This is a genomic window from Paenibacillus sp. FSL K6-1566, from assembly GCF_038050475.1.
In the GTDB taxonomy this organism is placed as follows: Bacteria; Bacillota; Bacilli; order Paenibacillales; family Paenibacillaceae; genus Paenibacillus_AQ; species Paenibacillus_AQ lactis.
In genome coordinates, this window is record NZ_JBBOSR010000001.1 from 3,841,503 (window position 1) to 3,862,663 (window position 21,161).

Annotated in this window: 15 protein-coding genes and 1 riboswitch; of the genes, 3 read left to right on the forward strand and 12 right to left on the reverse strand. The window is 48.0% G+C overall.

Annotation, left to right across the window (positions count from 1 at the left end; all coding sequences use genetic code 11):
* Positions 1-81 precede the first annotated feature (81 nt).
* The 7 genes from NST08_RS16865 to NST08_RS16895 form a co-directional block, all read right to left on the reverse strand.
* Positions 82-813: a sugar isomerase domain-containing protein gene (locus tag NST08_RS16865; RefSeq protein ID WP_007131914.1), complete on the reverse strand. Its 732-nt coding sequence runs from the start codon at positions 811-813 to the stop codon at positions 82-84.
* Positions 814-895: 82 nt separating this feature from the next.
* Complete coding sequence (locus tag NST08_RS16870) at positions 896-1,642, reverse strand: GntR family transcriptional regulator (protein WP_007131913.1); 747 nt, start codon at positions 1,640-1,642, stop codon at positions 896-898.
* A gap of 279 nt (positions 1,643-1,921) precedes the next feature.
* Positions 1,922-2,491, reverse strand: a complete 570-nt coding sequence (locus NST08_RS16875; RefSeq protein ID WP_144867722.1) for a YdeI/OmpD-associated family protein — start codon at positions 2,489-2,491, stop codon at positions 1,922-1,924.
* 274 nt (positions 2,492-2,765) lie between these two features.
* Positions 2,766-3,560 (reverse strand): DUF2935 domain-containing protein, encoded by a 795-nt coding sequence (locus NST08_RS16880; protein ID WP_251535040.1) that lies wholly within the window; start codon positions 3,558-3,560, stop codon positions 2,766-2,768.
* Between the two features lie 140 nt (positions 3,561-3,700).
* Positions 3,701-5,170 (reverse strand): serine hydrolase domain-containing protein, encoded by a 1,470-nt coding sequence (locus tag NST08_RS16885; RefSeq protein WP_251535266.1) that lies wholly within the window; start codon positions 5,168-5,170, stop codon positions 3,701-3,703.
* A gap of 448 nt (positions 5,171-5,618) precedes the next feature.
* On the reverse strand, positions 5,619-7,043 hold the full coding sequence (locus NST08_RS16890) for a response regulator transcription factor (RefSeq protein ID WP_341342031.1): 1,425 nt from the start codon (positions 7,041-7,043) through the stop codon (positions 5,619-5,621).
* Positions 7,040-8,785 (reverse strand): sensor histidine kinase, encoded by a 1,746-nt coding sequence (locus NST08_RS16895; protein ID WP_007131908.1) that lies wholly within the window; start codon positions 8,783-8,785, stop codon positions 7,040-7,042. The genes NST08_RS16890 and NST08_RS16895 overlap by 4 nt, the downstream gene beginning before the upstream one ends.
* A 439-nt stretch (positions 8,786-9,224) precedes the next feature.
* Here NST08_RS16895 and NST08_RS16900 point away from each other — a divergent pair, with 439 nt between their 5' ends.
* The 3 genes from NST08_RS16900 to NST08_RS16910 all read left to right on the forward strand — a co-directional run bounded on the left by NST08_RS16900 (position 9,225) and on the right by NST08_RS16910 (position 12,872).
* The gene (locus tag NST08_RS16900) at positions 9,225-10,925 is read left to right on the forward strand and encodes an extracellular solute-binding protein (RefSeq protein WP_341033526.1); all 1,701 of its coding nucleotides are present in this window, start codon (positions 9,225-9,227) and stop codon (positions 10,923-10,925) included.
* Between the two features lie 100 nt (positions 10,926-11,025).
* The gene (locus tag NST08_RS16905) at positions 11,026-11,916 is read left to right on the forward strand and encodes an ABC transporter permease (protein ID WP_007131906.1); all 891 of its coding nucleotides are present in this window, start codon (positions 11,026-11,028) and stop codon (positions 11,914-11,916) included.
* A gap of 65 nt (positions 11,917-11,981) precedes the next feature.
* The gene (locus NST08_RS16910) at positions 11,982-12,872 is read left to right on the forward strand and encodes a carbohydrate ABC transporter permease (RefSeq protein ID WP_210094938.1); all 891 of its coding nucleotides are present in this window, start codon (positions 11,982-11,984) and stop codon (positions 12,870-12,872) included.
* Positions 12,873-13,000: 128 nt separating this feature from the next.
* Here NST08_RS16910 and NST08_RS16915 read toward each other — a convergent pair whose 3' ends face one another.
* The 5 genes from NST08_RS16915 to NST08_RS16935 form a co-directional block, all read right to left on the reverse strand.
* Entirely contained in the window at positions 13,001-13,186 is a 186-nt protein-coding gene (locus NST08_RS16915) for a hypothetical protein (RefSeq protein ID WP_040739976.1), read from the reverse strand.
* Between the two features lie 13 nt (positions 13,187-13,199).
* Positions 13,200-15,359 (reverse strand): non-ribosomal peptide synthetase, encoded by a 2,160-nt coding sequence (locus tag NST08_RS16920; RefSeq protein ID WP_341342032.1) that lies wholly within the window; start codon positions 15,357-15,359, stop codon positions 13,200-13,202.
* Between the two features lie 209 nt (positions 15,360-15,568).
* Positions 15,569-15,663: riboswitch (cyclic di-GMP riboswitch) on the reverse strand.
* Positions 15,664-16,371: 708 nt separating this feature from the next.
* Entirely contained in the window at positions 16,372-18,417 is a 2,046-nt protein-coding gene (locus NST08_RS16925) for a hypothetical protein (protein ID WP_341342033.1), read from the reverse strand.
* A gap of 25 nt (positions 18,418-18,442) precedes the next feature.
* Positions 18,443-20,110: a ribulokinase gene (locus tag NST08_RS16930; protein ID WP_341342034.1), complete on the reverse strand. Its 1,668-nt coding sequence runs from the start codon at positions 20,108-20,110 to the stop codon at positions 18,443-18,445.
* Positions 20,111-20,134: 24 nt separating this feature from the next.
* Complete coding sequence (locus NST08_RS16935) at positions 20,135-21,142, reverse strand: LacI family DNA-binding transcriptional regulator (protein WP_007130251.1); 1,008 nt, start codon at positions 21,140-21,142, stop codon at positions 20,135-20,137.
* Positions 21,143-21,161 lie beyond the last annotated feature (19 nt).

The following is a 21,161-nucleotide window of genomic DNA, read 5'->3' on the forward strand; positions in this document are numbered from 1 at the left end:
GGTACACGCTGTTTGCGTTTCGTTTCGAAACCCGTGTAGGTTTCATGCCTCGTTCACCGAGCAGCTTGTAACAAGGGGCCGTTATAAATGCTTAATCCGCGAGCGGTAGCGATCAATATATGCCTGATTGTGTTCAAAGCCGCCCGAGATATTGCCGCTTACATATATTGGCGGTTCAATCCCACGATCGATCAGCTTCTCGGCAACGCTAGTCATCACCATATTCAGGATAATACTGCCAATGGCCGTTGACCCCGACGCCATTTTAACCCCCGATGATGGCAGCTCGACCAGCGCATCTCCATGCGGCATATGATTGTCAATGACCAGATCGGCTATATCCCGAAGCCGATGACCCGAATGGTGGCGGGTTTCATCGCCGGAATAAGCGGATGAGCATAAGGCAACAACTTTCAGTCCCTTTGCCTTGGCTGCCATTGCCATTTCTACTGGCAGACTGTTTATTCCGGAATTGGAAATCACAATAATAACCTCTCCGGGATGAACGATATAGTTATCCAGAATATGTTCGGCATAACCGGACATCCGCTCCACCTTAGAGCTTTTAACTGCCCCCTCATGCAGCATGATGCTAGTTTCGAGGATGGCATTTACCGGCACCATTCCTCCGGCTCTATAAAAGAAATCCTCCACCAGCAAATGTGAATGACCACAGCCAAACAGGTGCAGCAGCCCATCCTTTGCTATGGAATCGGCAATCCATTCTGCAGCCTTGTTTATGGACTCGCTTTCTTCACGCGTAATAAGTTCAATATGATCCATCATGGTCGAGACAAATTTGTAGGCAAGCATATGGTTTTCCCCTCCCTGGTCACATTTCTTATTGATGATCAATCGTTGAAGGTTACCCGAATAGATGTCAGCAAGTTCCGGTTTATAGATTCATTTCGATCTTGAATTTGTATCGGTCACCCCTGTATAGAGATCGGACAAATTCCAGCGGTTTATCTGCACCCTCCGTGTACGTGATTCTTTCAATCAGCATTGCAGGCTCATGCGGTCCGATCTCCAATATGCCCGCCTCATCGGGGTAAACGCTTGCAACTTCGATCGTTTGGATCGCCTTTACCAGCCTGATTCCGCAAACCTCCTCCAGCTTCTGATAGAGCGATACGTTCTCCATATCCATACCATAAAGCGGCTTTACTTGATCGTATCGCAGGTAGGAACGTTCAAGCGCCATCGGCTCTCCGTCTGCGGTGCGTACCCTTACCAACTCGAGCACTTCCTCATCAGCATCCATCTGCAGCCGGGAAGCAACCTGCTTGGTTGCCGGGATCACCTTCATCGACACCACCAGTGCTCCCGGAACGATTCCCCGATTCTCCATATCCTTACTGAAGCTTGTCAGCGAAGTCAAAGGCTGTTCAATTTTCGGCTGTGATACAAACGTGCCTACGCCACGCTGCCTGTATAGAAGCCCTTCCTGGACCAACTCGTTGATCGCTTGGCGAACCGTCAGCCGGTTGATCTCAAACTCTTCTGCCAGCTCCCGTTCCGACGGTATTAATTGCTCGGGTATATAATGCCCGGTTGCGATTTCGTTTCGCAAATACTCCTTCACTTGAAAGTAGAGTGGTATCACGCTGTTCTTATCAATGACACTCTTCTTTTCTTTCATCGCATCATCCACCTCCAAACATCTAGAGATATAGTTGTCTATACCAGTTGTTATGGAGAATTATAAATATGGTTGTTTATGCTGTCAATACATTCTATAAAAAAACAAAAGCCGCCTACCTGGCGACTCATGACACATGTATGATTTTGTAACGAAAACCATGATGATTAGTCTTGCAAAAATGTTACTATTGTTGTTAACGCCTTCAGCCAGCGGAGTCAGTAGAAATCACTTCCCGCTCTCCAAACCGTGTCACCTCCGCTGTTATGAAAACTCAACTTAATAGTCCAGCAGCCGACCATGATCATGCCATGAACCGTACATTTTGTTTTCTCTCGTGTTTTCTATGAATTTTTCTAGTCTGCTGCCAAATAATTCCCGCTGATTTTTGACGCTTTGGATCGTGTCGATCCGAACTCTTTTATATAGTTCTGGGAGTGCCATAAAGTTCTCATAGACTAACTTCTCCTCTTGTATCCTTTGCTCAATAACCTCATCTATTTTAAAAGAATCGGGGCCCATATCGGGAAGTACCCGTCTTCCTTCCTCTCTCATGAATCCCAGCTTTTCGAGTCGGCGGACTCGTTCTTTATTCAATTCCGTCCAGGAGCTTTTTTTACTTCGGGGTGACAATCTCTGCGCTAGCCCAGTTTCAGAAATTTTCTTCTTGACGCTATCGATCCATCCAAAGCACAAAGCTTCTTCGACCGCATCCAAATACAGCAGCGTTTCGGGATTAGGTTTCATACCAACGATGACCCAACAGCATTTCTCTGTCTTGCTATGTGCCAGCAGCCATGCCCTCAATTCTTCTCTCGAATTTCCCGAAATCACATTTTCTATTTCCATCAACCCTTCTCCTTTCTAAGCATGATTAGCATAAAACTGGTCGCGTCTCTACTCTTAGAATTATCGGTCTTTTCAGATAAATTAAATCCATCCATGTATGGTAGTTATGCAGTTCTACGGGATGGTCCATCGTTTCCCTTCCTCTCCTTTTACCTTCTTTCGTTGTGGTTGTCTTCCTAGTTCTAGAATAAAAAAAGATATATGACAGCTTACCGTCATATATCTTCATAAAATTTGAGAACATTGGGAAACCGTTCTTTCAATCCGGCTTCCATCAACCAGAAACACGGGGCTTAGTCGGGTCGCAGTTCGGGCTCTTTATTTCACCCAAATCGGCCAGCTTGGACAGATAGTAGCATTCTTCACGATACATATGGTCAGGCATTAACGGGTTAATCCGATCCAGCACCTCCCCGGTTAATTCAAGCTCCTCAAGCTCCGATAGGAAGTGCATGAACACCTTCATTTCCAGGTCAATATCCGCATGGAATTTGTGCATAGCCGGAAATTCCTTAAGATGGGTCCGTAAATAACCGACCATTTCAACGGCTTTCAGATAAAAGCCTTCAAAATCCTTCTGGAACGCCATGCTTTTCGCAATCAAGGACTTCTCCGCAAAATCCAAATCGGCCGCGATGCTTGCCGCATGACCAAAGGCATCCTGAAGCCAGAGCAGATCGTGATGCAAGGCATGAAAACGGGGAACGCCGCGTCCTTCAAGAAGCGATTCCAGAATTCGCTGGTACTCCTCCAATTCGTTCACCATATGATTCACGAAAGATGGAGTCAGAAGCAGGTCTATCTTGCCTGCGAGCTGACGTTCCAGCAGATTCAGCTTGAACTCGCGCAGTTCATGCACAGCATGACTGGCCTCTTGCGTCAGTTTGTCGATGAACGCAGATGCATCCGGTCGCCTAGCCTCGCCGAGCAGGGCATCGAAGTTGTCTCTTAACCGTTCAGCAATCGCAACATCCGTTTTTTCCTTCGGTGAAAGTGCAGTAAAAATAAACCGGCAGTGGTCGCCAAGAATCTGCAGCCAAAACCGGTGTTCATACAAGGGGTCTCTCATCCGCCTTGCCTCCTCCCGCAGCCTTTATTCTCCAGAAATATATGCAGCTGCAGGCGGAGTAGACCAGAGAGCGCCGAAACATATGGAAAAAGCTCTTCCTACGTACCGCAATGTTGCATATTCTTATGCAGGGTAATTTGTCATTTGGATTTTCTAGTGAGGACTAGCAATAATATATAGATATAATAGATTGCACTTAAAGCAAGTATGCTGTAAAACAATGCGGTGACCGACGTTGGTGCCCACACTTTAATAAATCCCCAAGTCACCCCTCCAAGCAGCATTTTCGGAGCCTTGATCAAGAGCAGGATTACAATGGTTACGAATAATGTGTGCAAGTTTATCCATAAAGCTCTTTTTAAATTGAAAGGCCTATAGATTCGTTGTTTTCGGATTGTCATTGAAATGACTCTAACCGATAGAAACAGGAGCAAAACTCCTATAGCCGCAATAGCAGCCAAAATATAGGTTAATATCTGATCCAATTGCTGATAGCTGTCGGCATGGCGGTACGCTACTTCTCTGCCTTCCCATATATCCATAACTCCCTGTCCAATGGCTGTTGTATAGCTTGATTTCATATTGGCCAGGATCGCCACACCTACTTGTTCGTCAGGCTTCAATATGAAATAGGAGCTGAACGTCGGATTTTCGCCGGCATGAAGGAGATATGTTTGTCCTGAGCCATGTTGAACTCCCCATCCTGCAGCATAATGCGTATTCTGGTCGAAGGGCTCAACGGAAAGATCGGGCTCGTGCGATTTTTGAATGAGGTGCTGGTCCATCTCGCTTGTTGAAATATGCCCTAATTGGAGATGTAACCATTTTGCGATATCGTTTGAATTGCTGATGATATAACCGGCAGGGATGTTTCCTCTGTATACAGGTGCGGTGTAAGCTTGTTCCTTCATAAATCCTAGTTTATAACCGGTAGCGATTACCTCGGATTGAAGCTGATGCAGCCCTACGTAGGAGTCCTTCATCCCAATTGGATCAAGAACATGCTGCTTTATGTACATGTCAAAAGGCTGTTTAGTAACGCGCTCAATTACATATCCCAGCACATCGTAATTGATGGTCGCATACTCAAATGAGCTGCCCGGTTTTCGGTTTAGCGGCTGATCCACCAAGGTTCTAACCGTGAGCTCAAGTGCGTTATCGGCTTTGCTTGCAGGAATCTTGACGATGGTGTTTGAAGCAATCCCGCTTGTGTGATGCATCAACTGATCTATTGTGATCGTTTGAGGCTCTCCATTATATTTTAACTCTAACCAGGGAATATAGGTCCGAACATCATCGGTTCGCTTTAATTGTCCCTTCTGTTCCAGCTGTAAGATAGCGAGTGCCGTAAAGGCTTTGGTCGTGGAGCCGATTTCAAACAATGTATCGGGTGTGACTTCGCTTTTGGTTTTTACGTCTGCATAGCCAAATCCTTTTTGATATACGGTTTTTCCCTTCTCTACAATGACAACCGAGAGTCCTGGAATTTTACTTAGATCGTGTTGTTCTTGAATAAAACGCTCGATTTGATGAATCCGATCATTGGCTTCGGCACGAGCGATGCTGGGGATTGCTGCGGACAAGAGCAGACAGACAACAAGAAAAAACATACAGCTTTTAGGAAGGGATGATCTACGGGCTAGTTCTTTTCCTTTAGGATTTTCCAAATGGCTTTCTCCTCGCTTTATATTTAATAAGCTTAATATAAAGCGAGATTCCAATACCGTGCCATCGATTGACATGACAATCTTCGGTTGGAGCATGACAAATCTGTCACTTCCTCTACCAGCTTTCCCTCCGAGCTAGCTTGTGTTAGTAGACTGATAAATTATATATGAAATAATTAAGCCACCTGGCTCCTTTCCAAGTGGCTCCATTAACCTTGCTACATATTTGATTTTCTTCTTATTCTTTGGAAAATCAGCCTAAACGTCATTATGAAGAATAAAGTATTGACTCAACTTTTAGGCTGAAAAGTTATAATTTACACCCAAAATATTTATATATTTCATGAGTTAACAGGCACAGGAGGATTCATCGGGAATTTCAAGCAATCGTTTACCTCACCTTATTCTGCTGTCTATATTCGCTCGGCAGCATGCCTGTCTGCTCTCGAAAAGTTCTGCTGAAATATTTCTCATCCTCGTATCCGGTTTGCTTGGCAATCCAGACAATTGGCCTCGACGTCTGCTCCAGATATTCCCGCGCTTTATCGATTCGTACCTTGCGTAGATATTCATTGAAGGAATAGCCTACGATTTCTTTGAAACATTGATAAAAGTAGCTTCGGCTCAAATTGACCCGCTTCGCTACATCGATGGCGAATAACGGAGTATCAAGTTCGTCGTGTACGATCTTGACCGCGTTCATAATGCTGCCGCTCACTTCCGGGCTCAGCTGCAGGCTGCCTGACAGCGTTATCCCCATTTCCCTGAAATGTTTCAGCCAGTCCACCACCTCCCGCCAGCACGTAAATGTGTCAGGCATCTTGATCTCATCAGGTTGTATCGCTCTAAATAGCCGGTTCCAGTCAACCATAAAACCGTAGATCCATTGCATTAATTTGGAGACAGGTATACGCAGTTGTTTGAATCGGCTACAAAGCTTATCAAAAGCCTCGTCGTCATGGACCCATGTGAAGGCATGCAGTAATTCCTTCACAGTCTCCGTCTCTTCTTCTCCCGGTTCAGGTTGTTCCACCAGCAGGTCCATGACAGACTTCTCAATCGGATAGGGCTCATGGCCGTCGCAGTCGTAGAAAAAATCTCTTCTTCTATAGGCGCGGATCCGTTGAAACAGATCGGAGGGAGATAAACCGGCAGTATGCCGCAGCTGTACCAAATGCCATCCGGTGCTTCCCACTCCGTTTGGAAGCGGCGGCAACGGGGCATCTTCATAGGGACTTTGAGGCTGAACCTCCCTGGTAAGATCGGTCAACCACAACAGAATAGAGCCTTCCGTTTCGGCTATCCAGCCCAAGGATACGCAATCCGCAACCATTCTGCTTGTAATTGGCTCATCCGGATACGTCAATAGCGCATAGGCCGTTTCGCAAGAATTAACTTCTACGATCGAATCCGCCTCGTTCTTGTGCTTCTGCTTCTCTGCCATAATGCGCGAGTGAATGCGCTGAAACACTTCTTCGAACTGTTCTTTTTCAAGCTCTACCTTGGCAATGTAATCAATGGCGCCCAGGCGCAGCGCTTCCTGGATGTATTCAAAATCCTGATGAAGCGTCAGCACGGCGATCGCGATATCCGGATATAACTTGCGTACAATCCGAATTAATTCGATGCCCGACATCACGGGCATGGCCAGATCGGTCATTAACAGATCTACCCGATTCGCCTTCAGAAAATCAAGCGCCTTCTCCCCGTTGGCAGCTTCGCCTACAACTCTCATTCCGAACGATTCCCAAGGCAAAAAGGACATCAGTCCCTTACGTACAAGCTTGTCGTCGTCTACGATGAGAACATGGATCATTTTGTTGATTTCCCCTCCCCGATTTGTATCGAAATGATGATGCGGGTACCTTTGCCAAGCTCGCTTGTTACCGAAAGACTCGCTTTCCCTTCGTAATGAAAGGCTAACATTCGTTTGACATAATTCAGTCCGATTCCCATTCCCACTCGATGGTGCTCGGTCTGTTCCTGCTCAAGCAATGCCTCAATCGTTTCCTCAGAGATCCCCCCACCGTTATCCCGAATTTCGATCTCGAGTCTGTCATTCTTTCTAACCACCACCTCGATTCTGCCGTTGTCATCCAGCCCGTGATAGAGTGAATTTTCAACCAACGGCTGCAGAATGAATCTGGGAACCGTCACTTCGAGCAATGCGTCGTCCACGTAAATTTTGACATCGAACTGAAAATTGTATCGAATTTGCTGGAGAATGAGATATTGTTTCAGTGAATCAATCTCATCCCTGATCGTCGCGACACTGTTGCCTTTGCGGAGATTGTAGTAGAGCAGTTTGTTCAACGAAGTGACAAGCCTGTCGATCTCCTCCTGACCGTTCATAACGGCAAGCCAGTGAGCAGTATCCAGCGTGTTCATCAAGAAATGCGGATTGATCTGATACTGAAGCTTCTCAATCTCCAGATCCGCTCTGCGCTTCTCCTTGGCCTTGATTTCAGAATACAGCTGCGTAATCTGAACCTTCATATGTTGAAATTGGTTTAACAACATCTCGAATTCCGGTATGCTCGATTGCGTGGCTGCCGCATTAAAATTGCTGCCCGCAATCGATTTGATCTCCTTATGGAAGCGCGACAGCGGCCGGTACACCATTTTCCATAGAAGCCAGCCAATCGTCAGACTGACTACGGCGAACAGCAGCGCCAGCCCCAGCATCTGCATCATCCAGCGGTTTTTCTCGCGGTTGTAGTCGGATTTCGCAATAAGCGAGACCACGCTCCAGCCCTGATTGCTGACTTGTCGATACCAATAATAGTCGGACGTAATACCTGTTACCAGGGATGGCGATAGTGTGTCCGAAAAAAATGAATTTTCAGGGAAGATATCTTGAAGTTCGCTGTAAGAAATTCTTCCGTTGTTGTCCAGAATTAAATGATTGGTATGCTTGCTGACTTCATCCAAATCAAGAATGCTCTGCGTCAGCTTGAAACCGGACTCAATGTAGACATAGGCATCCTCCCTCTCCGGCAAATCCACCTTTCGCAACGCGGAAAGCACATATTGATTGTTGAAACGGTCTTGACTGATATGCGGTCCAAAATAGGTGATGCCATAATACTCTGCGAGGATTGGAAGATTATCGATATGGAATGGCTGCTTCATGCCGGTATTCTCAAAAAGAGTGGTCTGATCGTCGCGTAAATAATACAACGTTAATCCTACATTGGGATTAGTGAACGTGATGAGATTCAGCTGACTTTTGATCTCGTCCGTCAGATAACTCCGGTCATATGGCTGCTTCGCTGTCAAAAACTTTTCAAGCTGCCTACCGACATTCCCCTTGAAGGTCAGTTGTTGGGAAACGTGGTTCAGATTGTTCAGCGTGTTCTCAAGCGACAATCTGACCTGCTTTAAATTGCTTTGAATGCCGGATTGCAACTTCGTATTCAGAATGGATGTAATGGTGTTGTAGGAAAGATAACAGGTGCAGATGAACGGGATCAATGTTGCTGCGGCGAACAGTAAAAGAATTCTATTTTTCAAGGTCAATCGCTTCAGGCCGGATTTCCAATCCTTTTCCGGTTCCATCGTTTCACCCCCATCCATACTTTCTCAGTAAGAATGACTGCAGATTCGAGTGCTCTCCTGGGTCCTGCCATTTTATTGGGTCTTCCAATTGAACTAGACTCCTCCTCTCTTTGAATGGTATTGCTTATGACGTGCATACAACAGAAACAGGTGAAAAATCTTTCTAGAATATAACACAAATAAAAATGATTATTGAGCAAAGAATTCAATAAATCAGATGCCTAAGCTGTTATCTTTCCAATGAAAAAATCACGGGTAGACAAATGTCTTCTCCTTAGTAGGTGAAATGTCCAACCATCCGGAGCAGCCGTAAATTTTTGTACAAATGACCCCCTCATTTAGAAACCACCTTCTATCCTTGAAGGCGGTTTCATTGTGTTACAGTTAAATGGTCCATAAGGATAGTTATTCCATTCAATCTCGTAGAAGGGGTGTAATTATGAAAAACAAGTCAAAACCGTTAGCGCTTTTACTGGCCTGCTTTCTCGTGCTAGGTGCTTGCAGCAACACAACTAATAACACGCCGGCTGCACCGGAGAAAAGCGCGGAGTCAAGCGAACCCGCTGATCCATTTGGCCGCTACGAAGAGCCTGTCCAGATCAGCATCAGTATTGAAATCGATCCCACCGATAATGAGCTGCCGCCTGGCGACACGCCGCTGGACAATCAATACACTCGTCAGATTAAGGAAGCGCTTAATGTGGACGTCGATCATCAATTTGCTGCCGCCGGCCAGAATCTTCGCCAGAGAATTAGTCTCGCTATTGCAAGTAACGATTTGCCGGATGCCATGGTCGTTAATGCCGTTGAGCTGCGCCAATTGGTCGAAGCCGACCAGATTGCCGATTTAACGGAGGTGTATGAGCGATATGCATCCCCGGATATAAAGAGCATCATTGAAAACACCAACGGTGCTGCCTTGGATGCAGTAACCTTCGATGGCAAAATCATGGCCCTTCCGGGTGTTCAAGCCAATGCCGATGGCATTCACCTCTTGTGGATCCGGCAAGACTGGCTGGATAAGCTGAACCTTGAACCGCCAACCACGATGGCAGAACTTGAGGACGTCGCCCGTGCTTTCGTCGAAGATGATCCGGATGGCAACGGTAAGCGCGACACGATTGGGATTACCGGACCGGAGAGCGGCGGTAAGCTGTACGCGAACTTCCTTGAGTCGAAGAACAATTTGTACGGTTTTGACCCCATTTTCTCCGCGCATGACGCGTTCCCTGGATACTGGCTCGAGGGCGAGGATGGCAGCCCTGTGTACGGGTCAATCCTGCCGGAGACTCGCGAGGCGTTAGCTAATTTGAGAGATTTGTATTCCAAGGGACTTATTGATCCAGAGATGGGTGTTCGTAACAAAGCGGATGAACCCATTATCGCCGGAAAATCCGGAATGTTTTTTGCGCCTTGGTGGATGGCTTACGGTCCGCTAACCAATGCCGTAAAAAACGATCCCGAAGCCAACTGGCAAGCTTACGCCCTGCCTTTAAATCAAAATGGCGAATTTAGACCACATGCTGCCACGCCTTCAACTGAGTTTGTGGTGGTTCGGAAAAATTACGAGCATCCGGAAGTTCCTATGAAATTACTAAACAATTTGTTTAAAAACGAGCAGGAGAACACCTTTGACCCGAGCAAAGGCGGTCCTGGTTATTATCCGCTCCGCGTGGTGTACGCTCCATCCGATGAAATTGAATTTACGGTCAAAGCCCTCCGTGATGTGCTGGCAGGCAATAAAACCGCAGAGGATTTTGCGAATGACAAAGCCTACAAACTGCTGCCTTCGGACATCGCAAGCATCAAGACGATCAAAAAGGAGCCTTACGATTCTATGGATATATCAACATGGAACCCGGAAGCGAATTGGGGAGCATGGACTCGAGCGTACTCCATCATGGTGGGCGGCAGGCCGCTGGTTGATACCGAGTTTGAGGCGGTGTCCAGTCTTCTGTATGAGCAAACGCCACTAATGGAGAGCCGTTGGGTGAATCTGCGCAAGTTAGAGGATGAGACCTTTCTGCGCATCATCATGGGTGCGGCTCCATTAGAGACATTCGACACCTTCGTCGAAAACTGGAAGCGTCAAGGCGGCGACCAGATTACCCAAGAGGTTAAGGATGCGCTTGCGCAGTAATCATCTTAAGGCTTCACAACGAATCATATAGCCAGAGCTTCAGGCACCTGTCAGGAGCTCTGGAACACTCGATGCAGGATGCGGGGAAAGGAGTGCTGTCATGCGAATGAAAGGCTTCGCCAAACATTATTATCTGATGCTGATTCCGGGATTTCTATGGCTGTTCGTCTTCAGCATCGTTCCGATGTTCGGCATCATCATTTCGTTCCAATATTTTAATCCAGGCAAAGGAATACTGGGCTCGGATTGGGCGGGGCTTGAACACTTCAAGTATATGTTTTTGCTGAAGGATACACAGGAAGTCTTCAGCAATACGCTAGTCATCGCGTCCATGAAGATTGTCGCCAACCTGATTGCGCCCCTGCTGTTTGCACTGATGCTCAATGAGCTGCGTCTGATGATTCTCAGGCGCTGGATTCAGACCATTGTCTATCTGCCTCACTTTTTATCCTGGGTTATTCTGGGGGGCATTGTACTCGATCTGTTCTCCTATAACGGACCCGTTAATCAACTGACAGCTTTGTTCGGATTCCAGCCCAAACTGTTCTTTGCCGATGCCCAGCTGTTTCCGTTCCTCGTAGTCGGCAGTGACGTCTGGAAGGAATTCGGTTTTGGTACCATTATCTATCTTGCTGCGCTTACCGGAATCAACCCGGCACTGTACGAGGCTGCTAACATCGATGGCGCAGGACGCTGGAGAAGTCTCTGGCATATCACGCTGCCCGGGATCCGCACGACAGCCGTATTGCTTACGGTACTTAGCTTGGGTAATGTGCTTAACGCGGGCTTCGACCAAATCTTCAATCTGTATAACCCGCTCGTCTATTCGACAGGTGATATTATTGACACCTGGGTCTATCGTACAGGTTTGCTCAACCTGCAGTATGAACTTGCGACCGCCGTCGGCCTGCTGAAGTCCGTTGTAGGCTTCCTGCTGATATCCGTCTCGTATTATCTGGCTTACCGTTTTGTTAACTATCGCATATTCTAAGGATTCATCCTGATGCAAAGCTATACAAACGCATCCCATTCCAACTAGAGTAGGAGGTGCTGACCGTGGTCAGAGATCGGACGTTCGGCAACCGCGTGACGGATATTATACTGATTGTTGTCCTGATAGGCATAACTTTGTCATGCATCCTGCCGATCTGGTACACGCTCTCCCTTTCGCTTAGCTCCAACTCAGCCGCTGCGGCCGGCAAGGTCTGGCTATGGCCGGTCGATTTCAATCTTAACGCATATGCCCAGATTCTCAATGACAATCAGTTCTTCCGGTCCTTCTGGATCTCGACCCAGCGAGTGCTGCTGGGGGTTACGCTCAACTTTATCATGGTTGTGCTCATGTCTTATCCGCTCTCGCGGACAGCGAAAGAGCTCAAGGGGCGCAATGTGTTCATGTGGATTCTCATTTTCACGATGTTATTCAACGGCGGCCTGATCCCGCTTTATCTGACGGTCAAAGAGCTCAACATGCTGAACAGCATCTGGGCACTTGTCCTGGTCGGCGGTGCGCAGACCCTCGTCTTCAACGTCATCCTCACGATGAACTTCTTTCGCAACCTGCCCAAGGAGCTGGATGAAGCCGCCCTGGTCGACGGCGCGGGACCATGGTACATCCTGTTCAAGATCTACATCCCGCTGGCCGTGCCGGTGCTGGCGACCGTCTCGCTGTTCAGTATCGTGTATCACTGGAATGAATTTTTGTACGGTCTGATCTTCATGTCCCGTGAACAATTCTATCCACTCCAGACGTATATCCAGCAGCTTGTCGTCTCGGTCGATCCATCGACGATGTCTGAGGACCAGTACCGCCGCTTGTCGGAGTTGTCCAACCGGACACTCGATGCCGCCAAGATCTTCATCGCGATGCTGCCCGTCCTCATCGTCTATCCGTTCCTCCAGCGCTTCTTCATTCACGGGATTACACTGGGTTCGGTTAAAGAGTAGCATCACCCACCCAGGACAACAGATTATAGAGATCTATGCCATTCTCTTTACGTTTTATAGTAAAACATACTGAAAATAGGGGCCGTTCCACATGATCTTAGATCTTGAGAAACGGCCCCTTTTTGCGGCTATGATGCGCCGGGTGGACAATTCATTCCCGTATGATCGCTTCGGTTATTGGAAACGGTGTCCTCCCATCCATCAATGGTGCTGTCTGTATATAAAGGATCGACGGATTTGGTCAAATATGCGGTCTCGATTTGCTCGGCATCCTTGTCCAGCCAAATCTTATTAAGCATTTGCTTTCGATTCATTTATCGCTTCGTGTCAGTTAACGAGCATCGGACGAAGAAAATCAGGGTCCGGCAGAGCTTTTTTATCGACTTTCCCGTTAGGGGTGAGCGGCAAGCTTTCCACTTGTACTACAAGAGAGGGCAGGAAATATTCAGGTAAATTTCGGGCTAAATACGCCATCACTTCCGTTTCGGACAACACCTGTTTCGCAACAAAATACGCGCATATTATCGGATTTCCACTTCTGTCGGCTTTGATGGCTACCGCGGCTTTCGAGATTCCATTGTGTTCCAATAGCCGAGTCTCGATTTCTCCCGGTTCCACTCGATACCCTCGGATCTTCACTTGATCGTCGATTCGCCCGATCATTTCGATATTGCCATCCGGCAGCCACATGGCCAAATCCCCCGTTCGATATAACCGTTCCCCAAGGAGCGGATGTTCCACAAACTTGGCTTCTGTCAATTCCAGCCGGTTCACATACCCCCGCGCGATACCGTCTCCTCCGACCCAAAGCTCTCCCACTACTCCGACCGGCTGAAGATTTAACTGTTTATCAAGAATATAAGCGGAGGAATTGCATATTGGTCTGCCAATTGGAATGGCGGTTTCGAAATCACGTTCGATCGGGAAATAAGTGGAGAACGTCGTGTTTTCCGTCGGACCGTACATATTGATCATCCGCAGATCGGGGCACCTCTTCCTTACGGCATTTACGTACTTCGGCGATAACGCTTCTCCGCCGATTAGCAAGGTGTCTACCGTGCGAAAGACGCCCGGATCCAGTTCGGCCAGATTATGGAACTGAGCCGTAGTCAGGAACCAAGCCGTAATAAAGTGGTCGATGATGGTTTCCTTCAATTTGTGAATGTCAAATGAGTCCGTGTCATTCATCAAATACAAGGTAGATCCGTTCAAAAGGGATCCCCAAATTTCAAAGGTCGACGCATCGGATGCAATTTTACCGGTTTGCAAAATTCGATGCTCCTTGGAAAAGTTGAAATAATCGGTATTCTTGACCAGGCTTACGATGTTGCGATGTTCAATCATGACCCCTGTCGGTGTCCCCGTTGATCCGGAAGTATAGATGATATACGCTAAACTTTGCGAGGTTACAGCAGATATCGTATGGGAACAGTTGTCGAGGTTTTGCTGCTCGTTGTCCCAATAAATTACTTTTCCTTTAAATGCAATGTCAGGCTTCCAACTGGAAGGGGCCAGCAAAAATCCCGCCTGACTGTCCTCGAGCATATATTCGATTCTTTCACGCGGAGAATCGGCTTCGATGAGCATATATGCGCCGCCCGCTTTCAATATGGCTGTAAGCCCGACAATCATGCTGACAGACCGGTCCGCGATAATGCCAACGACGCTCTCCGGCCTAACGCCGTAATACTGCAGTGCTTTTGCAAGCTGATTCGCGTGTTCGTTCAATTCCCGATAGGACATCCGATGCTCCTCGGTCATGACCGCCGGGCGATCGGGGTTTAAGCGCACCTGCTCCTCAAACAAGTAATGGACCGTTTGGCCGGAAGGATAGTCCGTCTTAGTTCTGCTGAAAGCCTGAATCTGTCTCTCCTCTACTTCCGACATCATGCGTATGTCGGCAATCGCATTCTCGGGGAAATCAAACACTTCATGCACAATTCGGCTCAAATGGCCGCCCATCTGCTCGATCGTTTCTTTTCTGTACAACCGGGCCGAATATTCAATGTGCATCATGATAGATTCCTTCTTAAAAGCCGTCAAAGCAAGCTCAAACGTCCCCAACTGATCGGATTCATAAGGAGTGGTATTGGCACTTTGCCAAGTAAAGGCCGCTTTGATGAACGGATTGCCGTTCAGATTCTTTCGCATATTCCGATCTTCGAGTGCTTGCATCGTGGTATGCTTGACCTCTAACAGAAACTTACCTAATGGCTTATGTACAGTAGGAGAGTAACGTATAGGAAACATCTGTCTTTCCAACAGATACCCGATTACAGGATCATCCTCGCCGGTATATTTGGCAAGCAGAATCGCATAACAAGCCATAAGTGCCATATCCACAGTTATTCCGAAATTGAACGCCAGTTCATGGAGTTTTCGGGTCGTTGCAAAATCAAGGGAAAAACTAACCCGGTTTCTTTCATCGTTGGTCCATCCCCCTCCTGGCAATTCCTCAATTGTTACTTCACTTGTCGTTTGTTCCATGACCATCAACCTCCCGGATTATCGATTCATTAATGTCTGATTGTTAACGAACTGAAAAATCCTCTTAGCATTCTGTAATGAAATAGCGTCCCCCTTCAACACCAGACTAGTTTTTTTGTTATAGCGAAGCCGCCGTTGTTTTTTGGAACGTCAAAAAAACCCCTTTCATCAATTCAAAATAATGAATAAAACGGAGGTTTCCCGTTGTATTCGGCAACTGGCTGGCATTGCGGTTGCAGTAGGTCCCGCATTAGCCCCTATAGCTTTGCGTCGCCACCTTTCGGTGGGTTTGCTATTGTCGTACAAAAATAGTATTTAATTTGTAAACCATGATTATATTATGTATTCGATTTACATTTACTGTATCTTGTTTCCAATTGAAAATCGATAGGTCTTTTGTTCAATATTGTCTTTCAAGAATGGTTTAGATGATATAAGTAACCATCATAAAACTCTAGGTCGCGATAGTTAATTTTTACTAAATTTTTGCTGTTCGCCGCTCCACTCAACTTCACCTAACTATGTATTAAAGCTATTTTATACAGAAGACAGGATACGTTTTTACTAATAAAAATCGATTAAGAGCAGAGACATACACACGTTTTTTGTCCCTCGGCAGAATTCCACAAATTACGCCATTACCCTAATAGAATCGGTATTAATTGTCCTATATCCTTGTGTATTCTTCTGTTATTACTCGGATATTGGATGAAGGATAATCAAGACAATCGTTCTATTTTTCAACCTCACACCTATATCCATTGACCTAATTACAACAACGAGAATCATTAAATCCAATAACTTTTGTCTCTTGTCATCCGGGACTAAAATACCGTTTTATAACTAATAAGGACAACTCCCATCCGACGCGAAAACTTCCATAATTTCAACTCATTTGGTAATTCCATTCTTCAAGTTCGCTGTCTAATGGATCACTGGGATCACTGGACAATAAAGCAAAGAGCCGTTGTCCAGGACAACGGCCTCATATTGCTATCTGTCATGAACAGTTTTAAAAAGGTCCGGTTATTTTTACCTTGATTTTATTAGATTCAACGGTTACCCCGTTTAATGTAATTCGAATCGACAACTCGGCCTGCCCCGGTTGCTTGGCAATAATCTTTCCTTTTGGATCGATCTCCGCCTTATCCGCTCGGCTGCTCAAATACTCTATGTGAGCACCGGATAACTCCTTAGTCTTTCTTCCTCTCTCAAGGAAGACTTCGTAAGAATAACGGACTTCATCTCCCGGGTGAAGCTGGAGCGATTCGGCATCAAGCTGTACTTTATCTAGTTGTACGACTAAATTAGGGTCGCTGTACTTCATCAGCTCGCTGCCGTATTTGAAATACAAGTTGCCAAAGTCGTCCTGTGCCAGCTTTTCCGCATTGCTTTCCAACAAGATGGAAAGTGCTTTGCTTGCTGCATCGATTTTGAAGAGCTTGCTCGTGTACGTACGGTCGGCAACATATCGCGTGAAAATAGTCCCATACACGTTGCCGTCGGTTCCAACGGTCAAGCGAGGATTGCTGTGCGTATAATCTGCGGCTGGAAACAGGTCGTTGCTGTAAATAACTTCTCGGCGCTCCGGATCATAAATGAACAGAGCCCCTAATGCCATTCCCCAAACGTTACCGTCCGGCCCCCATATCAAAGACGTTACTGCTTTTTTCCCCGGAACAGGCACCTGTTCCAGTTCTACCCGGCCGGATGCTGTATCGTATATGGCAAGCTTTCCCTCTCCGCCGGTCATGGCGCCTGTGCCCATGAAGAGCTTTCCATTTTTGTAAAGCAGCGAATTGATCGAATGGCCAGCAATGATGTCCCGTTTCACATCAAACTTCCCGGTATCCGGGTTGTACACGGTTAGAGCACCGCCTGTTTTGCCTGCAATTGGATAGGAACCGATGTATAGCAGGTTTTCTTCCTCAACCCCGAGCATTGCTACAGGCCGGTCTTGCTCCAAACCCAACTGACCAAGCCGCAGCGGGTTATTCGGTTCCGAAGGATCCGTCCGGTTCCAAGGTTTGGCCGGATCGTATTCAAAGATGGTCGCTCTAGGATAAACGCCAAAATACATTTTTTCGTTCAAAGAGCCGAATCCCTCGACTTGGCCGATTTGAGGATAGTGTTTGGTTTCGTTGCGGGTCGGCGAGTAGATCCCCATGCCCCCGCCGGAGATGAAGCCGGCAGACAAGATCTGCCCGTCTATGCTCTTCCCGATGTTAAACAATTCTACGAATTGTGGCGGGAACGGGAGCTCAGGCGTCTCAATCATACCGGTTTCCAGATTGTAATAAAATGCCCTGCCGCTATTTCCGGCCAACCCGACCAAGGTCCAGCCCGGATATTTAGACTGATCCAGCTGTACATAACCAAAAGCGACGCCTGCTCCTTTGACATCCACACCCAGCGAGCCGTAAGCTCCCGTATTCACGTCGTATGAATAAAGGGACCACTGCTGCGCGCCTCCCGGAAGGGTCTCGTAATAGGTGTAGAATACCGTTTTGCCGTCAGGCGCTAACGGTGAGAATCCTCTGGCGTTGTAGGCCGTATTTTTATTTACGATCCAGCTGGCAGCATCAGGATCATAGACGAACATAACGGGTCCCGGATCCACGCGTACGAATAATTTGCCCCCTGCATACTGAAGGTCATAAACCGAGGTCATGCCATTAAACTCAGGCGGATGAAGCGCGGTGGATGTTCCGCTTGCGAGATCGTATTTATAAAGCTTGGCGACATCGGCGCCCCCCACATAGATCGCTTGGTGATCGGAATCGTAAGCAAGGCTGCGGATATGCGACTCTTTCGATGATGACTTGAAGGATTTAAGAATTCGAGTCTGGTCGGAAGCGGGATCATATTCAAACAGCGTTTGGGAATATCCCGTTCCTCCATATACTTTGCCATCTTCCCCGGCTACAAGCGTCCAGATTACGGTATCGGTAGGTACCGGTTTGCCGATCGCCCGCATTGTGTCCTCAGCAGGATCATATTGAAACAACGTCCCGTTCGGTGTACTGCCGATGTATACCTTTCCGTCGGATGCTGTCACAATCGCCCAAGCTGCCGATACGTTGCTACCGGCCGCTCTTTAATGACTTTAAGCGTTTCAGCACCCCGTTTTCGCCTCTTCCCAAATAATCATGAAGTCGTTTGTATTCCTTGTACAATTGATCATACACGCGCACATTAGCCTCAATCGGCTTAAAGGTTTCTTCCCGAACACGGGCAATGGCTTCTGCAGCTTCTACGATGCTCCCAAAGCCTCCCTGTTCCTTGCCTGCCGCCACGGCGCCGAACATAGCTGCCCCAAAAGCAGCGGTCTGAACGGTATCCGCAACTTTGATTTCCTTGCCGGTAACATCGGCATAGATTTGCATCAGCAGCCGGTTACGCTGAGGCAATCCGCCGCAAGCGTAAAGCTCCTGAACTTCTACGCCGCTTTCCGTAAAGGCTTCGATGATCGCCCGCGTTCCAAATGCGGTAGCCTCTAACAGTGCCCGGTATATTTCCGCAGGCTTGGTCTGCAGGGTCAATCCAAGGATGACGCCGCTCAGATCAGCATCCATCAGCACGGAGCGGCTACCGTTCCACCAATCGATCGCCAGCAGGCCGGTTTGACCAGGGGCATATTGGGCCGCTTCCCTCTCAAGCCACTCATGAATGCCAAGGCGCTCCTCCGCAGCCTTGCGCCGGACATATTCTGGCACCGCCTCATCCACATACCAGGCGAAGATATCGCCAACCGCCGATTGTCCTGCTTCATACCCGTAATAACCTGGAATGATTCCATCCTCGACGACACCGCAAATGCCTTCCCCTGTCATTTCCTTGTCGCTTAATATCAAATGACAAGTCGAGGTTCCCATGGCGAGCACCAGCTTGCCCGGGGTGACGACACTGACCGCCGGCACCATGGCATGGGCATCGATGTTAGCTACGGCTACCGCGGTACCCGGCAGAAGCCCTGTCAGGGCTGCCATCGATTCGGTTAATCCGCCAGCTTTCGAACCCAGCGGCTTGATCGGACCTCTCAGCTTCGTCTCCACAAGGTCTCCAAACCTCGGATCAAGCGACTGCAGGAATTCCTTGGACGGATACCCCTCCCGTTTATGCCAATTGGCTTTATAGCCGGCGGTACAGCTGCTCCGTGCGAGCTGACCGGTCAATTGCATGACCACCCAATCGGCAGCCTCCATGAACAATACAGCTTGCTCGTACAACTCAGGAGCTTCATGCAAAATCTGTAAAGACTTTGCAAGCATCCACTCCGAGGACAGCTTCCCTCCGTAGCGTGACAGAAATTTCTCCCCTCGCCGCTTAGCGGTTTCATTGATCAGGTTCGCTTCGTCCTGCGCCGCATGATGCTTCCACAGCTTTACCCAGCTATGCGGATTGTCCCTCCACTCATCCAGCATGCACAGCGGAGTTCCCCCGGCATCCAGCGGCATCATCGTGCATGCCGTGAAGTCGATGCCAATCCCGATGACTTGATCCGGGGATACATCTGCCTCCGACAGCACATGCGGGATAGATTGCCGAAGCACCTCCAGATAATCGCCCGGATGCTGCAGCGCCCAGTCCTGCTCCAGCTTCAGACCCGAGTGGACCAGCACCTCGTCCATGACTCCATGCTTGTATGGCGTCACATGGGTGGCAACCTCCTGCCCGGTCGTAATATCAACCAACAGAGCCCTGCCCGATTCCGTTCCGAAATCCACGCCGATCGTGTATAACTGCTTCATATCCATCTCCTCCAAAGTATAGGATCAATTCAACTGTTTCACTTCAGTGCCATATATCTCAAATGCCGGCTTCAACAGCGGCGCTTCTTCACGAATGCGGCGCAGAAGAATTTCTCCGGCTTTGATTCCCATGTCATAGGGACGCTGTTCCAGATAATAAATTCCCGATTCTTTAAGGAGTGGTCCGGCCTCTACTTCACCGAAAGAAGCTACAGCCATGTCGGACGGAATCCTTAGACCGCTGCGTACAATTTCAAGCAAAACACCAAGGCTCATACGGTTATTCAGGGATATGATCGCGGTTGGACGATGGTCCGCATCCAAAAAATGCCGTACGGCCTGGATTCCATCTTCCGTTGAAAAGTCGCCATTATACACGATAGGTTCCTCGTTCAGGGCGTATTCCTTCATCGCTTTCCGAACACCGTCCAGTCGTTCCCTGCCCGTGCTGGATCGCGTCGGACCGTTTACGACTCCAATTGCCTTATGACCATCCTCCAGCAGCTTCCGAGTCAGGCGGGAAGCGCCTTCCGTATTGTCCTCGGCTACCAGATCGAGCATCAACCCCGCTTCCGGCGAGTCCGGCTTGCGGTCTACGAGAATGATCGGCATCCGGGAATCTGCCAGCTGCTTGATCGCCGGATCATTTCCGCCTGAAGTCGCCAGTACAACGGCATCCACGCGCTTTTCCTGCATAAGCTTAAGAAGTCGCTTTTCCTTGTCCGGATTCTCATCCGAGCTGCAGAAAATAAGCTGAAAGCCTTCTTTCCCTACAACATCCTCAATACCTTTGGAGATTCCCATAAAATAAGGGTTGGAAATATCGGGAACGACGACCCCGATCATATAGGTCCGGTCCTGCTTCAGACTGCGGGCGATGGCGCTTGGACGATAATTCAACTTGTTCACCGCCGCCATCACTCGCTCTTTAATCTCATCGCTTACAAAATCGGTATTGTTCAGTACCCTTGAAACGGTCGCCGTGGATACCTCTGCTTCCTCCGCTACTTGTTTAATGGTCGCTCTTGCCAAGTATGGCTCACCTCAACCC

Coding starts and splice junctions, on each gene's coding strand:
- NST08_RS16865 (WP_007131914.1), bottom strand. CDS start 813: ATGCTTGCCTACAAATTTGTCTCGACCATGATGGATCATATTGAACTT.
- NST08_RS16915 (WP_040739976.1), bottom strand. CDS start 13,186: ATGAATCGAAAGCAAATGCTTAATAAGATTTGGCTGGACAAGGATGCC.
- NST08_RS16900 (WP_341033526.1), top strand. CDS start 9,225: ATGAAAAACAAGTCAAAACCGTTAGCGCTTTTACTGGCCTGCTTTCTC.
- NST08_RS16870 (WP_007131913.1), bottom strand. CDS start 1,642: ATGAAAGAAAAGAAGAGTGTCATTGATAAGAACAGCGTGATACCACTC.
- NST08_RS16880 (WP_251535040.1), bottom strand. CDS start 3,560: ATGAGAGACCCCTTGTATGAACACCGGTTTTGGCTGCAGATTCTTGGC.
- NST08_RS16875 (WP_144867722.1), bottom strand. CDS start 2,491: ATGGAAATAGAAAATGTGATTTCGGGAAATTCGAGAGAAGAATTGAGG.
- NST08_RS16890 (WP_341342031.1), bottom strand. CDS start 7,043: ATGATCCATGTTCTCATCGTAGACGACGACAAGCTTGTACGTAAGGGA.
- NST08_RS16885 (WP_251535266.1), bottom strand. CDS start 5,170: ATGTTTTTTCTTGTTGTCTGTCTGCTCTTGTCCGCAGCAATCCCCAGC.
- NST08_RS16895 (WP_007131908.1), bottom strand. CDS start 8,785: ATGGAACCGGAAAAGGATTGGAAATCCGGCCTGAAGCGATTGACCTTG.
- NST08_RS16905 (WP_007131906.1), top strand. CDS start 11,026: ATGCGAATGAAAGGCTTCGCCAAACATTATTATCTGATGCTGATTCCG.
- NST08_RS16920 (WP_341342032.1), bottom strand. CDS start 15,359: ATGGAACAAACGACAAGTGAAGTAACAATTGAGGAATTGCCAGGAGGG.
- NST08_RS16930 (WP_341342034.1), bottom strand. CDS start 20,110: ATGAAGCAGTTATACACGATCGGCGTGGATTTCGGAACGGAATCGGGC.